The organism is Savagea faecisuis, assembly GCF_042675605.1.
Lineage (GTDB): Bacteria > Bacillota > Bacilli > Bacillales_A > Planococcaceae > Savagea > Savagea faecisuis.
Genome location: NZ_JBHTJF010000022.1, coordinates 128,856 through 143,742 on the forward strand (window position 1 = coordinate 128,856; position 14,887 = coordinate 143,742).

The 14,887-nt window shown below is 42.0% G+C and carries 16 protein-coding genes and 1 other annotated feature; of the genes, 10 read left to right on the forward strand and 6 right to left on the reverse strand.

Annotation, left to right across the window (positions count from 1 at the left end; genetic code table 11):
* Positions 1-21: 21 nt before the first annotated feature.
* Positions 22-224: a binding site (T-box leader), on the forward strand.
* Positions 225-282: 58 nt separating this feature from the next.
* The 6 genes from tyrS (at position 283) to ACFQ0V_RS05410 (ending at position 5,502) form a co-directional block, all read left to right on the forward strand.
* The gene (gene tyrS, locus ACFQ0V_RS05385) at positions 283-1,554 is read left to right on the forward strand and encodes a tyrosine--tRNA ligase (RefSeq protein ID WP_381010650.1); all 1,272 of its coding nucleotides are present in this window, start codon (positions 283-285) and stop codon (positions 1,552-1,554) included.
* A 131-nt stretch (positions 1,555-1,685) separates the two neighbouring features.
* Complete coding sequence (locus ACFQ0V_RS05390; protein WP_381010653.1) at positions 1,686-2,327, forward strand: hypothetical protein; 642 nt, start codon at positions 1,686-1,688, stop codon at positions 2,325-2,327.
* Positions 2,328-2,333: 6 nt separating this feature from the next.
* On the forward strand, positions 2,334-3,089 hold the full coding sequence (locus ACFQ0V_RS05395) for a cytochrome c biogenesis CcdA family protein (protein ID WP_381010655.1): 756 nt from the start codon (positions 2,334-2,336) through the stop codon (positions 3,087-3,089).
* Between the two features lie 12 nt (positions 3,090-3,101).
* Entirely contained in the window at positions 3,102-3,689 is a 588-nt protein-coding gene (locus ACFQ0V_RS05400; protein ID WP_381010658.1) for a redoxin domain-containing protein, read from the forward strand.
* A gap of 48 nt (positions 3,690-3,737) precedes the next feature.
* Positions 3,738-4,427: a response regulator transcription factor gene (locus ACFQ0V_RS05405; protein ID WP_381010661.1), complete on the forward strand. Its 690-nt coding sequence runs from the start codon at positions 3,738-3,740 to the stop codon at positions 4,425-4,427.
* A complete protein-coding gene (locus tag ACFQ0V_RS05410) occupies positions 4,414-5,502 on the forward strand; it encodes a HAMP domain-containing sensor histidine kinase (protein WP_381010664.1) in 1,089 nt (362 codons plus the stop codon). Before ACFQ0V_RS05405 ends, ACFQ0V_RS05410 begins: the two co-directional genes overlap by 14 nt.
* A gap of 101 nt (positions 5,503-5,603) precedes the next feature.
* On the opposite strand, the gene ACFQ0V_RS05415 is transcribed toward ACFQ0V_RS05410, so the two are convergent.
* The 3 genes from ACFQ0V_RS05415 to ACFQ0V_RS05425 form a co-directional block, all read right to left on the reverse strand.
* Entirely contained in the window at positions 5,604-6,851 is a 1,248-nt protein-coding gene (locus tag ACFQ0V_RS05415; RefSeq protein WP_381010667.1) for a peptidase U32 family protein, read from the reverse strand.
* Positions 6,852-6,867: 16 nt separating this feature from the next.
* Positions 6,868-7,794, reverse strand: a complete 927-nt coding sequence (locus ACFQ0V_RS05420; RefSeq protein WP_381010670.1) for a peptidase U32 family protein — start codon at positions 7,792-7,794, stop codon at positions 6,868-6,870.
* Positions 7,795-8,038: 244 nt separating this feature from the next.
* Positions 8,039-8,224 (reverse strand): YlaF family protein, encoded by a 186-nt coding sequence (locus ACFQ0V_RS05425; protein WP_381010672.1) that lies wholly within the window; start codon positions 8,222-8,224, stop codon positions 8,039-8,041.
* A 104-nt stretch (positions 8,225-8,328) separates the two neighbouring features.
* Here ACFQ0V_RS05425 and typA point away from each other — a divergent pair, with 104 nt between their 5' ends.
* A complete protein-coding gene (gene typA / locus ACFQ0V_RS05430; protein WP_381010674.1) occupies positions 8,329-10,167 on the forward strand; it encodes a translational GTPase TypA in 1,839 nt (612 codons plus the stop codon).
* A gap of 33 nt (positions 10,168-10,200) precedes the next feature.
* Positions 10,201-10,536: a YlaH-like family protein gene (locus ACFQ0V_RS05435; RefSeq protein ID WP_235960993.1), complete on the forward strand. Its 336-nt coding sequence runs from the start codon at positions 10,201-10,203 to the stop codon at positions 10,534-10,536.
* A gap of 353 nt (positions 10,537-10,889) precedes the next feature.
* Here the strand turns inward: ACFQ0V_RS05435 and ACFQ0V_RS05440 are convergent, their stop codons facing one another.
* From ACFQ0V_RS05440 to ACFQ0V_RS05450, 3 genes are all read right to left on the reverse strand, one after another.
* Positions 10,890-12,215: an ISL3 family transposase gene (locus ACFQ0V_RS05440; protein ID WP_381010677.1), complete on the reverse strand. Its 1,326-nt coding sequence runs from the start codon at positions 12,213-12,215 to the stop codon at positions 10,890-10,892.
* Positions 12,216-12,410: 195 nt separating this feature from the next.
* Positions 12,411-12,614: a YlaI family protein gene (locus tag ACFQ0V_RS05445; protein ID WP_194561307.1), complete on the reverse strand. Its 204-nt coding sequence runs from the start codon at positions 12,612-12,614 to the stop codon at positions 12,411-12,413.
* A 10-nt stretch (positions 12,615-12,624) separates the two neighbouring features.
* Entirely contained in the window at positions 12,625-13,125 is a 501-nt protein-coding gene (locus ACFQ0V_RS05450; RefSeq protein ID WP_381010680.1) for a peptidyl-prolyl cis-trans isomerase, read from the reverse strand.
* A gap of 241 nt (positions 13,126-13,366) precedes the next feature.
* On the opposite strand from ACFQ0V_RS05450, the gene ACFQ0V_RS05455 reads away from it, so the two are divergent.
* On the forward strand, positions 13,367-13,648 hold the full coding sequence (locus ACFQ0V_RS05455; protein WP_381010683.1) for a DUF1507 family protein: 282 nt from the start codon (positions 13,367-13,369) through the stop codon (positions 13,646-13,648).
* 65 nt (positions 13,649-13,713) lie between these two features.
* A complete protein-coding gene (locus ACFQ0V_RS05460) occupies positions 13,714-14,886 on the forward strand; it encodes an FtsW/RodA/SpoVE family cell cycle protein (RefSeq protein WP_381010686.1) in 1,173 nt (390 codons plus the stop codon).
* Position 14,887 lies beyond the last annotated feature (1 nt).

A 14,887-nucleotide genomic window follows, 5' to 3' on the forward strand; every position in this document is an offset into this window, starting at 1 on the left:
ATAGGTACTATTCACAACTTTTATTATACGATGAATGAGCCGCAGTAGGAAGTAGTATGGCAGAATCAGAGACGTGACGGTCGGTGTGAGTCACGATGCGACTACAGTCCGAATTACAGCTTTGGAGTATACGTGTGCATAGCGTTAATATGCCTTCAATGAGGAATGACGGAATACGCGTCATTCAACTAGGGTGGTACCACGTTTGTAAAAGCGTCCCTGTGCGAACATTTTTGTTTGCGCAGGGCTTTTTTTATTTTAAAAACTCAAGGAGGAAGTACAATGGCTAACGAATTAATGGAAGATTTACGATGGAGAGGCTTACTCTACCAACAGACAGATGAACAAGGTTTAGAAAAATTACTCGATGAGAAGAAAGTGACATTGTACTGCGGTGTGGACCCGACAGCAGACTCTATGCATATCGGACATATCGTACCGATGTTAACACTTCGTCGTTTCCAAATGCACGGACATAAACCGACACTTCTCGTCGGCGGTGCGACAGGGATGATCGGTGACCCGTCAGGACGTTCTGAAGAGCGCGTTCTTCAAACACCAGAACAAGTCGAACAAAACGTTCAAGGCATTCGCGCACAATTAGAGCGCATTTTCGATTTCGATTCAGGAGAAGAAAACGCCGCACAGCTCGTGAACAACCGCGACTGGATTGGTGAAATGACATTGATTGACTTTTTACGCGATTACGGAAAATTGCTGACAGTAAACTATATGCTCGCGAAAGATAACGTCGCGTCACGTTTAGAAGAAGGAATTTCATACACGGAATTCTCATACATGCTCATGCAAGCAGCAGACTTCGACCACTTATACCGCAACTACGGCGTGCAAGTTCAAATTGGAGGAAGCGACCAGTGGGGCAACATTACGACAGGACTTGAAGTACTCCGTAAAACACATGACGAAGAAGTGAATGCGTTCGGTTTCACAATTCCACTCGTGACGAAAGCGGACGGTACGAAATTCGGTAAATCAGCAGGTGGCGCAGTTTGGTTAGACGCTAACAAAACATCACCGTACGAGTTTTACCAATTTTGGATCAACACGGCAGATGCAGACGTCGTAAAATACTTAAAAATCTTCACATTCTTGTCACGTGAAGAAATTGAAGCACTCGCTGAAAAAGTGGAAACAGAGCCACATCTCCGCGAAGCGCAAAAAACATTAGCGGCAGAAATGACGCGTCTCGTACATGGTGAAGCAGCACTTGAACAAGCGGTGCGCATTACAGAAGCACTCTTTAAAGGAGATTTAAAAGCGTTGACGGTCGCGGAAATGAAAGATGCGTTTAAAGACGTACCGACAGCAGAAATGGCGAAAGAAGATGTGAACCTCGTCGATTTCATCGTCACAGCGAAAGTTTCTCCTTCAAAACGTCAAGCACGTGAAGATATTCAAAACGGTGCGATTTCATTAAATGGTGAAAAAGTACAAGACCTCGACTACACAGTCGATGCGAAAAATCGTTTAGATGATGCGTTTACGATCGTACGTCGCGGTAAGAAAAACTACACGATGGTACAATACAAGTAATAAAATATGGATGTGAGCGTCATGCTCCATCCATATTTTTTCGTCTTTTGAACATTCTTTTCGATTGTTCATCATATTTTCATAGAGCGACCATAAACTGAAAGAAGCGTTAAGAACGGAGGGAAGGACTTATGCCTTCAGCTTGGATCATTTGGACAGTTGCCAAAATTATATTAAGTTTTTTACTAGGAGCGGGTGTTTATTTCATCGTCATTCAAGGCGAAGCGAAAATGAAATGGCAAGCGATAGAGGAAGTATTTTCATTTATCATTAACGTCATTTTATACATGTGGCTCGCTAAAATTTTGCTCCATTTGCAAATGTTCATACAAGACCCGTTCGCTTTACTCGCTTATCCGAGCACGCGCCAAGCTTTTTATATCGGAGTGGCACTCGCAGTCATTCATAGCGTGTACAAAGGGTGGAAAAAAGGGGAGTTCCCGACCGCTTTATACGATGCGTTCGTCCCGATTTTTATTTTTTCTTCCTTTATATATGAGTTTATGCAACTCATTGAGCGCAAGAGCAACTACGAGCTACCGTACGTCATAACGTTAGCCGTTGTCCTTCTATATTATGTATTCATTGGAGCGAAAATGTCGGCGAGTTTGCGTAGCTATACGACTGCACTATTATGGCTCGTCGGGGTTTTCATCCTTCAGTGGATCATGCCTGTCGTTACGATGTATCAATACCGCATTACAATCCCGTTCATTGTCATTGTGTTACTCGCACATGTCGGATATGGAATTATTCAGAAGAAAAGGAAGTGACCTCGTTTGGAACTTACAGCAACGACGCCTTTACTGCTCGGGTTATTACTCTCGCTCGGAGCAGGTGCGTTATCATTTTTATCTCCTTGTGTACTGCCTATTTTTCCGGCTTATTTATCGTACATTACAGGGGTGAGTGTGAAAGAAATTCAAGGAGACCAAACCCCTCAAATTCGAAAAAAGATTTTAACGAACTCTGTCTTTTTCCTATTAGGTGTTTCGCTCGTCTTCATTAGTTTAGGATTCGCAGCATCACTGTTAGGAGACGTCATCGGTCAATTGTTAGAAGGGTCAATCGGAAAGTTCATTCAACGACTCGCTGGAATTTTACTCATCGTTATGGGATTATTCGTCGGTGGTTGGATTCAAATTAAGTTTTTAATGCAGGAAAAGCGCATGCAAATGAATCCGTCGAAATCGGGCTATCTCGGTTCATTTTTCGTCGGCTTAGGATTCGCAGCAGGGTGGACGCCTTGTATCGGGCCGATTTTCGGAGGCATTTTATTTTTAGCGGCAACGAATCCGACGTATAGTATTTTATATACGGTCTTTTACGTCATCGGATTTGCGTTACCGTTCCTCGTCTTTTCATTCTTCATCGGTTCAACACGCGCGATTTTGAAACATAGTGGAACGATTATGAAAGTCGGCGGTGTCATTATGATTTTAATGGGACTCGTCTTATTCTTCGGTTGGATGCCACGCATTACGGAGTTTTTATTGGATCTTGTAGAAGATACGTGGATGAGTAAGTTAGGATAAGGAGGAAGACATTTGAGAAATATCATTATCGGCCTCGTCGTCGTATTAATGGTCGGTTGGGCGATTTTTGAGTTCACTGGTGAGAAGAGCGAAGAGAAACAACTCGCTGCACAACGAGCTGCATTGTTGAAAGAACAACAGCAATTAAATGCGAAGCAAGAAGCGTTTGAAGGGTTCGGCATTAAAGTAGGCGATATGGCGCCGAACTTCGAAGTACAAGATTTAGCGACAGGGGAACAAGTGAAGTTGACGGATTACCAAGGGGAACCAGTCATTTTAAACTTCTGGGCAACGTGGTGTCCGCCATGCCGAGCGGAGATGCCGGATATGGAGCAGTTCTTCAAAGATACCGATGCCAATTTGCTCTCTGTCAACTTAATTGAAACTGAAAAAAGTAAAGAGCACGTGCCAGAATTTATCGATAGTTACGGATTGACGTTCGATGTGTTGCTCGATCACAATTCAGCAACAGCTGCAACGTACAAAATCCAACCGATTCCGACGACATTTTTCATCGATCGTGAAGGAGTTATTTCGTTTATTGCATACGGTGCGATGAACTACGATACGATGGCACAAGAATACGAAAAAATTAAGTAAAGAGAAGGGAGGCTCGTCCTCGCTTCTTTTTTATCCGAGGTGAATACATTGAAAGAGACAGTACTCGTCGTAGAAGATGATGCGATGATTCGCAACTTATTGAAAATTTATTTGGAAAAAGAACAGTACGATGTCGTTGAAGCAGTCGATGGAAAAGAAGCGCAGGAAAAATACGAGCGCGACCAACCGTGTGTCATCATTTTAGATCGGATGATGCCTCACATGTCAGGGGAAGAGTTTTGCAAATGGTTGCGTCACGAGAAAAAAAGCGATGCGACGGTCATTATGTTATCGGCGAAAGCGCAGACGGATGACCGAATCGAAGGGCTCGATATCGGAGCGGACAACTACGTGACGAAGCCGTTTGAACCGTCTGAAATTGTCGCTTACGTGAAAGCAGGGATTCGACGGAGCGGTTCGACGTGCAAAAAAATCGCGTCGGATGAACTCGTATTACATCCAAATCGTCGCGAAGTCATTTTGCGAGGGAAAGAAGTGCAGTTGACGAAACATGAATTTGATTTATTGTATTGCTTTATGAAAAATCCGCAAATCGTCATGACGCGCGAGCAGCTTATCGAACAAATGTATCCGTACGATGAGCGGGACGTGTTGGACCGGACGATCGATGCGCACATTAAAAAATTGCGCGAAAAAATAGAGGATATCCCATCTCAACCGAAGCGCATCGTCACAGTGCGCGGCATGGGGTATAAATTTGTCCATGAGCAAGCGTAAAGCACTTTCTGTATTGTCCGGCAGCTTTCTTTGGCGCTTAACATTCGTCAATATTGCGGTTATGGCGGTAGCGCTCACCGTGAGCAGTTATACGATCTACAATACAGCGTGCATGCTCGTCGAACATCTCGGTCCGTCGGAAGCTCATCGCAATGAGTTTTTTAACGCGACCTTGTTTCAATATTTATTTATCATTACGTCGATTGGTATCATCATTAGCAGCTTGCTTCAAATGCATTTCACTCGCCGCATCGCAGGTCCGATTAACGATTTAATCGAAGCGATGGAAATGGTGAAACGCGGACTATACCCTGCGAAGCTTCAACCGAAACGCGAAAATGACGAAATCGGTCAGTTGCTGTTACAATTTAACGCGCTTATGGAACAGCTCGAATCGAATGAGCAAGAGCGTAAAAAATTGACGACTGATTTATCCCACGAAATTCGGACGCCGCTTACGAACATCGCCGGTTATTTAAAAGCGATGGAGTCCGGTGTTATCGAAGGGGACGTCGCCATTTATCGCTCGCTCATCGAAGAGACGGAACGCGTGACGAAAATGGTCGAACAATTGGATGACTTAACAGCAATCGACCATTTATCGAACGATACGATGACGCGTGAGCTGCTTGATATGCGACAAGAAGTAGAAAAGATGTACACGTTGTTCCAAGTGAGTTTAACGAAAAATGACATTGCGTTACACATCGATGTCGAGCCGATAGAGCTTTATACATTGAAAGAAGGATTGCATCATATTTTGACGAATTTAGTCGACAATGCGATTCAATATTATGACGGTGTCGGGCCGATTACGATCACCGGAAAACGAGTGGATACGGAATACGTGCTCGCCGTTTCTGGACCAGGTCCTGTCATTAAAGAAGAACATCGCGCGCAACTGTTCAATCGCTTTTACCGAGTCGATGCGTCACGCAACGACGAAACGGGAGGGCGTGGACTCGGACTTGCGATTGCGAAAGAGATGAGTCGCAAAATGGGCGGAGACTTACAATACGTCCCGACCGAACCGACGAACACATTCGAACTGCGCATTCCAATCGAAACGAAATAAAATATATGTGCAACAATAAAACACCTTCAGCGTGAGTACTCATGAAGCACTCCGTTGAAGGTGTTTTCGTCGTTATAAAAATTTGTTGCGATCTGTTCTAGTTAGCGCTGTTTACGAATCATATCGTACTTTTGAACAGGCGTATTCACTTTCATTTTACAAATCATCATCGCATTGCGCGCGCGGTCGATCTCTTCGCCGTCTTCATCCCATAGTTGTTCCACTGTTTCGTAAGAATGACGGAAGCCAGGTCCGTAAAACTCGATATCGTCACCGACACCGAAGTTATTGCGCTGTTGAATCGTCGCAATTTGTGTTTCTTCATCGTAGTCGAGCACTTGACCGACGAATTGGTAACGTGGAATGCGTCGTGGTTTACCGAAAAGCTGTTCGTTTTCTGTCGGTGTTCCCCAATAGAAGCCGCTCGCTAATTCACGCTGCGCTACTTTCCAAAGCTCGTCTTCCCACGCTTGGTTGAACACGTAGTTGTCTGGGTCTGCACAATATGCGTCGATCGCTGCACGGTAAACGTTTGAAACGGTCGATACGTAGTGAATCGATTTCATACGTCCTTCAATTTTTAAACTTTCGACACCGCTTTCGACAATTTCTGGAATGTGACGAATCATCGCCATATCGACAGAACTCATCGAGAAAGCTTCCAATTCTTCTTCAGAAAGTCCAGCGAGGTGTGAGTTTTTCTCGCCTGGTTCTGGCATTTCGAAAATGTCGTATTTCCAACGGCAGGATTGTGAACAACCGCCGCGGTTCGCGTCGCGGTCTGACATGTAGTTAGAAAGCACGCAACGACCAGAGTAAGAAATACACATCGCACCGTGGATGAACACTTCGATTTCAACGTCTGTATGCTTTTGCATTTCGTTAATTTCGTCCATGCCGACTTCACGTGCGAGAACGATACGTTCGAGCCCTTCATCTTTCCAGAAGTTCAACGTTTCGTAGTTCGTCGCTGAAGCTTGTGTCGATAAGTGAATCGGAAGTCCAGGAGCAGCGGTAGCACAAATTTCGATCAATGCAGGGTCGGATACGATGACCGCATCGATGCCGATTTCTTTCAACGTTTGGAAAAATTCGTCCGCGCCTTCCGTATCTCCTTCGTGTGCGACGATATTTGCCGTCACGTAAATTTTTGCGCCGTATTCGTCCGCGAACGCGCGAGCTTCACGCATTTCATCATAGCTGAAGTTTCCAGCGCGACTGCGAAGTCCGTACGCTTCTCCTCCGATAAATACAGCATCTGCGCCGTAAATGATTGCCATTTTTAATTTTTCTAATGTGCCTGCGGGTGATAATACTTCAGGCTTTTTCGTAATGACACGTTTTGTCATAGTGGATCGTCCTTTCTTATTTTGATTCAATCGAGTCTGGATCTTTTAAGAAAAATCCTTCATCTAATGAGCGGTGTGGTGGATGTAAGTCGTGAAGCTTTTCGTTTAATTCATTCATCACTTCTTCTGTCCACGTTCCGTTTTGGAAATGAGTGCGGGCTTCATCGAATAATTTGACGATTTTGACGAAGTTTTCACCTGGTGAAAAAATGCCGTCCAATTTCCATTGTTTTAAGCCGAGGTCGACTAATTTATCTAATTGCGTCATCAAGTTGACGTCGTCGGTTGCGAAAACGTGTGTCCCGTTCATATCTTCATAAATCGAGTAATGGTTTTCTTTATTGCTTTCTGATAAGAACAGTTCACGGCTTGCCATCGATTCCGGTACTTCTTGATCGACGTAGTTGAAGTAGTTTTGAACGAGTTTTCGTTTTGATTGGTGAATACAAGTTGCGCCGTAAACGAGCGTTTCGACAGGGATGATGACATTTTCTGCGAGTTCTTGTAGTTCTTCAAACGTCAATTCGCGTGCTAAGACGCCAGCGATTGCGCCACGTTTTCCCCAAAAGTTAATTTGTGTAGAGTTCGTGACGAGCGTTTGTGCGTCGTAAATGTAGTCCAAGTTGAATTCGTTTTTTTGTAAAATACGAACTGCTCCTGGATCTCCCGTCGTAATCGCATCTACGTTGAGACGCTCTAATTCTGTGAGATAGTCTTTCAATTTTTCAATGCGGTCATTATGGAAGAGGGCGTTCACAGCGACGATTACTTTTTTATTCGCTGTATGTGCAATTTCCACCACTTGACCTATTTCTTCTAAAGAGAATGAATAGGGAAGGCGTAAACCAAATTCATCTTCTCCCACGTACAAATAATCGACACCTGCGTCAATTAATTGCTTACTTTGTTCCACCGACTCGGCTGTTGCAATCAGTTCGATCATCGGTTTCACTTCCTTTCTTAAAAAAATACGTACGATTTCTATTTTACTCCACAACGTAAAAAAACGACATACGTCATCGTATATTGTTTGGAATTGTTAACATATCGTTAGGAGACGAGCGAGTAGTAGTCGTTTCGCTCATCCTGTTGCAATCTCTTCGGAGTAGAAAGTTTTTACGATTATTTCATGACGTAAAAAAACGCATAGAATCAGAGGAGATTCCATGCGTCGCGCTTCGTTTCATTTAAAGTAGTCCTTGTTCGCGTAATTTTTTCTTTTTCATAAATCCGAGTCCCATGAAGACGAGGACTAAAATAGAAGAGATGATAATCGTCAACGGTGACTTTTCTGCGACGCCGACGCCGATTGCGCACATCGATGAGACAGCTAAAAATGAGTAAAGGACGAAAATCCATTGAATATTTTTCAAAAAAATGCCTCCTTCTGAGTATCGCTTGTTTGGATATGTAGATTCATGTGTTATAATAACACAGTTAAAGAGATGATAAAAGATAAACGGAGTTGAGAAGAGAAATGAAAGAACGTTCAGACATTAGAAACATCGCCATCATCGCTCACGTCGATCATGGTAAAACGACATTAGTCGATCAGTTGTTAAAGCAATCAGGAATTTTTAGAGAAAATGAGCATGTCGATGATCGTGCGATGGATTCGGATGATATTGAAAAAGAGCGCGGTATTACGATTTTAGCGAAAAATACAGCTGTTCATTATAAAGATAAGAAAATTAATATTTTAGACACACCAGGTCACGCGGATTTTGGGGGAGAAGTAGAGCGAATCTTGCGCATGGTGGACGGTGTTATTCTCGTTGTCGATGCGTTCGAAGGATGTATGCCTCAAACTCGTTTCGTATTAAAGAAAGCATTGGAAGCAAATCTTCAGCCGATTGTCGTCGTCAATAAAATTGACCGTGATTTCGTGCGTCCAGAAGCAGTCGTTGATGAAGTGCTCGAACTGTTCATCGAGTTAGACGCAAACGACGACCAATTAGAATTCCCAGTCGTGTACGCTTCAGGATTTAACGGTACAGCAAGTTTAGAGCCGGAACCAGAAGCACAAAAAGAAACGTTACAAGACTTATACGATGCAATTATCGAACATATTCCAGCACCGATCGATAATCGTGAAGAACCACTTCAGTTCCAAGTATCATTATTAGATTACAACGATTACGTCGGACGTATCGGGATCGGACGTATTTTCCGCGGTTCGATGAAAGTCGGAGAACAAGTCGCTTTATTAAAACGTGACGGTTCAGTGAAACAGTTCCGTGTAACGAAAATGTACGGCTTCCTCGGCTTACAACGTATCGAAATTCAAGAAGCATTCGCGGGTGATTTAGTAGCGGTTTCCGGAATGGAAGATATCGACGTAGGAGAGACAATTTGTCCAGTCGGTCATCAAGAAGCGTTACCAGAGCTTCACATTGACGAGCCAACATTACAAATGACATTCCTCGTGAACAACAGCCCGTTCGCAGGAAAAGAAGGAAAATGGATTACAGCACGTAAGATTGAAGAGCGTCTCGAGCAACAACTTGAAACAGACGTATCGCTCCGCGTAGAGCCGACTGCTTCACCAGATGCATGGGTCGTTTCAGGACGTGGAGAGCTCCACTTATCTATTTTAATCGAAAATATGCGTCGTGAAGGATATGAACTTCAAGTGTCAAAACCAGAAGTCATCATCCGTGAAATTGACGGTGTGAAATGTGAGCCGTTCGAACGTGTTCAAATCGACGTTCCGGAAGAATATTCAGGTGGCGTTATCGAGTCTCTCGGTCAACGTAAAGGTGAAATGCTCGATATGATCAATAGCGGTAACGGTCAAGTGCGTGTCGTCTTTTTAGTGCCTGCACGTGGATTGATCGGATATACGACAGAGTTTTTAACATTGACTCGCGGATACGGTATTATCAATCACACATTTGACACATATAAACCATATATTAATGCTAAAATTGGAGGAAGACGTAACGGAGCGCTCGTTTCGATGGAAAACGGTGTCGTTACAGCTTACAGTGTTATGCAACTCGAAGATCGTGGGACGATGTTCGTAGAAGCGGGCACACCGATTTATGCAGGAATGATCGTCGGTGAAAATACACGTGAAAATGATTTAACGATCAACTTGACGAAACAAAAACACGCGACGAACGTTCGTTCAGCGACGAAAGACCAAACGGTATCGACGAAAAAACCACGTATTTTAACGTTGGAAGAAGCACTTCAATATATCGGTGACGATGAATATTGTGAAGTGACACCAGAGTCGATTCGTATGCGTAAAAAGATTTTGGATAAAAACGAACGTGAAAAGATGAAAAAGAAAAGCAAACTTGCTGAATGATAAAATCATCGTGAATGAGGAGGAGAGTGTGAGATGGAAGATGCGAAAGATTTAGAGCGCGCGTATGAACGGATGACGGGGATTTCTCGTCTCATTTATGAGAATGCTCCTGACATCGATACGGGTGGGATGATTCTATTCGTCCTAGTCTTACTATTATCTGCTTTTGTTTACAAATTAGGATTTGCGCGCAAAATTAAATGGTGGCAAAACATTATCGTATACGTGTCACTCGCATTAGGTTGTTTAATTTTGACGTTTTTAGCAATTTATTTACCTGTCGTCGAAGGATTGCTCGTCGCAGCAGCGATTTTAATTTTATATCGCGCACGCCGTATGGCAGACGATCGACGAGAAGCAGCACAATAAAAAATACGACGTGTTCCTTAGTGGAATGCGTCGTATTTTTTATTTGGGTTCTTTGTCAAATAACGTTGGTGAAGAATTCTAATCGACTGTAGTTGGTTAATCATCAGGCTGTTTAGAAGATCAGTAAAACTGATTTTCTAGACAGTCTTTTTTATGTAGTGATTCAAATATCCCGTTTCTTTCCGTTCCAGGTGGCGCTTTCCGCGGGCACGGCTTCAGCCTCCTCGTCGCGAAAACCACGCTCCTGTGGGGTCTTCAGCTCGTGCTGTTCCCGCAGGAGTCGCACCTTGCACTCCAAGAAACTTAAAACGCACTTTAAAATCAAGTGAAAAACTTTCGATTTCAAAGTTACATTATGCTACTTTCGAGTATGGTTGTTTTTGTTTAGAATTGGATTCAAATGGCTTTAATTTAAAGTGAATCAAAATTCGTTTTTTATAATTCATGAAATTTCGATAGCCATAAGCAACGCGATTGAGCACTTTAATCTTATTGTTAATCCCTTCGATACGGCCATTATTGTACGGGTAGATGAAGCTGTTTTGAATGTAAGGGAGATGCTTCTTAAGTGTCTTTAAACTTGTTCTCATATAGCCAGAAATAAGTGGATCTACTGGCTCAACCACATGGAATTTGAGCGCTTTAAAATCTTTATTTGTCATCGCTTTTAATAAGGACTGATAAATCACATAGTTCGCCTTTAAGATAGGGCTATACTCTAACATTTCTTCTATCATCCCGCCTTCCGTTCGTTGACCGAATAAAGGATAATGTTTATATTCCGTGTTAGAAATACGCATCGCATTTTTAAGTAGTAATTTCCAGAACTTTTTTAATCGGCGATACTTCTTCTGATCTTCTCCGTTTGATTTATTGAACTGATTCATTACCTGAATCCGACATTTATTCATCGAGCGACTAATCAGTTGAACGAGATGAAAGCGGTCAATGATAATCTCAGCGTTGGGAAACAATTCTTTTATGACTGTCGCATAACCTGCATTCATGTCAATCGTAACGGTCTTGACGCACTTTCTATCTGCTAAACTGTAATTCGCAATGAAGTGGTTTTTAATGGTGAATTGATTTCGTCGATCTAAAATATCTAATATGTCTCCAGTCATCGCATTGATATATTCAAATGCCATTTCACCTTTAGCATACTTGAATTCATCAAAAGAAAGGTGTTCAGGCAATGCCTGATAATGTGGCTTAAAGAGTTTAGCTGCTTGATTAATTTCTCTTTGAACAGTCGTTGGTGAAACCGAACAGTCGCTCGCAATAGAGGTTAGAGAACGAGCTTCAGCAGCCTTAATCACAATTAAAGTCTTCACATTTTGTGAAACAAAACAATTCTTTTTAACGATGGATGTTTGAGCAGTAAATGTTTGTTTACAGGCTTTACACATAAAGCGCTGTTTCTTTAATAATAAATAAGCAGGATACATCCCGATAAAAGGCAAGGTAATCCTTGAAGTTTGTGAGCCATTTTTATAAATCGTATCGTTTTGATTTTCAACTCCACACGCCTCACAATGCGTAGGTGTGTAACTTAATTTTCCGCTGATATACTTGCATTTTTTCCCTTTAAAAGTCCCCATGTGGAAAAACTCTTCATTAAAAACAATATTTGAGTCTTGAATATCAATAAACTTTCCAATAGAATGAGTAAGTGACAAGTGAAATCCCTCCTGAATTTGGTTTTGGTCGACTTTAATTCTACATGGGATTTCACTTGTTTTCTATTGAAAACAAAAAATAACGTTAGTGAAATTCCATCACCTTCTCTGTATTTCAGAGAAGGTGATTTTTCTTTCACCAACGTTATAAATTATAGAACCTTTATTTGTCCTTACGATGTGGACAGCGGTCATTTAAAATTGGTCTTCTGTCGTGTGAGAACTGCGATACAATTTGAAGCGACCTGTCGCGATGCGTGCTTCTGTATTTTCCGTAATACGGGTATTGCATTCATCGCATAAATAGGTGCGAATCGGTTTATTGCGCAATTTTTTAGCGGTCGTTGAAAAATCGGGTATGTTATCGATTTTATCGCATAATGCACATTGTACTCTCATACTATCACCTCTATTCGATGCGGATCGCTTGCACGTGACGAATCGGGTCTTTCACGTTCGAACCGTCTGCGAACAACACGTAAACGGGACCATCTTCACGCAACGGTTTGCCGCGCAAACTGTATTGTAAAATGACATCGTTTAAGCGGTCATATGGAATCGCCACTTCTTCGCCTGTCGTTTGCTCAAAGACAATCGTCGTCGCGTCTTCATGTGGTTCAGCATTTTTCAAAAAATGTTTGAAATGGATGCCGAGCGTATCCTTCAATTCTTTTTTCAATGAGAATGTTTCTTCAGCTTTCAATGTTGGAGGAGCGGTAGACCCTTCCATAATCTCGCGGGACCAATGTTTTCCCATCCCTTGTAAATATTTCGTATCTTCGTCGACCTCTTCATACGTCGTATGGAAAAATTGCTCTAAGTCGATGCGACGGTCATCAAAAATCCAAACGGTTGGATCGAGTGTAATAGCGAATTGTACTTTACCTTTAATAGGTACCATGAAATTCATGATAAACCCTCCCTTTTCTCTTACTTATTTAGTATATCGTGAAAAGAGCGAGAAAGAAACCGTTGAAAAAAACGTGGAAAAACGAAAGAAATTGAAAAGTTCGAAAGTTTGACACAATTTGAAAAGGGCAAAAAAGATGCGCGTGATAAAAGCAACCCAATTACTTGCAATTTCATCGTGGTAAAGTTACAATTTACTTTGATAACAATGAACGTATTTTAACGTAATTGGGGGCGTCCTCATGGAAATAAAAGTTCAACAAACATACAGAGAACGAGCGCTTGAGCAACTGCTGGAAGATGCGGAGAAAATTGCCCAACTCATTAAAGTGCAAATGGATCATTTAACGATGCCACAATGTCCACTTTATGAAGAAGTACTAGATACACAAATGTATGGCTTATCGCGCGAAATCGATTTCGCAGTAAAGCTCGATTTAATCGACAGTGAAGTCGGTAAAGAAATTTTGACGCGATTAGAGCAAGAAATGAACGCATTGCACGAGTTATATATGAAAAAATAACAGCTAAACTCAAACTAGTTTTTAAGTTTGAGTTTTTTGTTTACGGATTGGCAGGAGAGCAAGAGATGAACAAAGTGAAACAATTGTACAAACATTTCGATTACCCCCTCTTTCTTACATATATTATTTTAGCGTTATTCGGCTTGCTCATGGTGTACAGTTCCAGCATGATTCAAGGGCTGAACAAGTTTGATGATTCGACCTATTATTTTTCGAAACAGTTAAAACACGTACTGCTGGCGATCCCTTTATTTTTTGTCGTCGCAGCGATTCCACATCAACATTACAAAGATAAAAAAGTGATGGTTGTGATGGTTATCGCAATGATTGCCTCTTTATTTTCCGTCTTAGTTTTTGGATTTGGTAAGGAAGAAGTAGGGTCGAAAAGTTGGATCCGTACACCGATCGGAAATTTCCAACCATCCGAATTTGCAAAAATCATTATTATCTTGTATTTTTCTAGTTTTTTTGCTAAAAAAAATGAGAAGGGTACGTTAGAGCAATTTAATAAGTCAGTTGGTCCGCCGTTATTCATTTTAGGATTTGTTGCAGGACTTGTCATGCTTGAAACAGACGTCGGAGCGACACTCATTATCGTCTTCGTAGCGATGACTGTCATTATGGCGAGCGGTTTAAGTTTAAAATCATTTCTTCGCATGATCGTCGCGATGTTCGTCGTGATCATTCCGATGGTCGCTTTATTGTTGCTGTTCAAATCGAATACGATTTTAACGGACGGTCGTCAAGGCCGATTGAAAGCTTTTATGGACCCATTCAAATATCCAGAAGGTTCGGGACTTCAAATTATTAATAGCTTCCTCGCGATAGGAAGCGGCGGCATTACCGGACTAGGTCTCGGACAATCTGTTCAAAAGCTCGGTTACTTACCAGAGCCCCATACTGATATGATTTTTGCGGTCATTAGTGAAGAATTAGGAATATTCGGAACGACAATTGTATTGGGAGGAATTGGCTTCATCGTCTTCCGCGCATTTTCGATTGGATTGAAGACGAAAAGCCCGCAAGCTCGCATGTTAACGTTCGGTTTAGGAAGTTTATTCGGCATCCAAACTGTCCTGAATATTGGCGGTTTAACGAGCGTAATTCCACTTACTGGAGTAACATTACCATTTATTAGTTATGGCGGAACGAGCTTTATTCTGTTATCTTTAGCTTTAGGGATACTGATGAATGTATCCATGTTTGTTAAAAAAGAATTAAGCGATAAGGGAGTGTAGT

What these genes read in the sequence shown, in the direction of transcription:
- tyrS (WP_381010650.1), top strand. Translation starts at nt 283, where the DNA reads ATGGCTAACGAATTAATGGAAGATTTACGATGGAGAGGCTTACTCTAC.
- ACFQ0V_RS05390 (WP_381010653.1), top strand. Translation starts at nt 1,686, where the DNA reads ATGCCTTCAGCTTGGATCATTTGGACAGTTGCCAAAATTATATTAAGT.
- ACFQ0V_RS05410 (WP_381010664.1), top strand. Translation starts at nt 4,414, where the DNA reads ATGAGCAAGCGTAAAGCACTTTCTGTATTGTCCGGCAGCTTTCTTTGG.
- ACFQ0V_RS05415 (WP_381010667.1), bottom strand. Translation starts at nt 6,851, where the DNA reads ATGACAAAACGTGTCATTACGAAAAAGCCTGAAGTATTATCACCCGCA.
- ACFQ0V_RS05420 (WP_381010670.1), bottom strand. Translation starts at nt 7,794, where the DNA reads ATGATCGAACTGATTGCAACAGCCGAGTCGGTGGAACAAAGTAAGCAA.
- typA (WP_381010674.1), top strand. Translation starts at nt 8,329, where the DNA reads ATGAAAGAACGTTCAGACATTAGAAACATCGCCATCATCGCTCACGTC.
- ACFQ0V_RS05435 (WP_235960993.1), top strand. Translation starts at nt 10,201, where the DNA reads ATGGAAGATGCGAAAGATTTAGAGCGCGCGTATGAACGGATGACGGGG.
- ACFQ0V_RS05445 (WP_194561307.1), bottom strand. Translation starts at nt 12,614, where the DNA reads ATGAGAGTACAATGTGCATTATGCGATAAAATCGATAACATACCCGAT.
- ACFQ0V_RS05450 (WP_381010680.1), bottom strand. Translation starts at nt 13,125, where the DNA reads ATGAATTTCATGGTACCTATTAAAGGTAAAGTACAATTCGCTATTACA.
- ACFQ0V_RS05455 (WP_381010683.1), top strand. Translation starts at nt 13,367, where the DNA reads ATGGAAATAAAAGTTCAACAAACATACAGAGAACGAGCGCTTGAGCAA.
- ACFQ0V_RS05460 (WP_381010686.1), top strand. Translation starts at nt 13,714, where the DNA reads ATGAACAAAGTGAAACAATTGTACAAACATTTCGATTACCCCCTCTTT.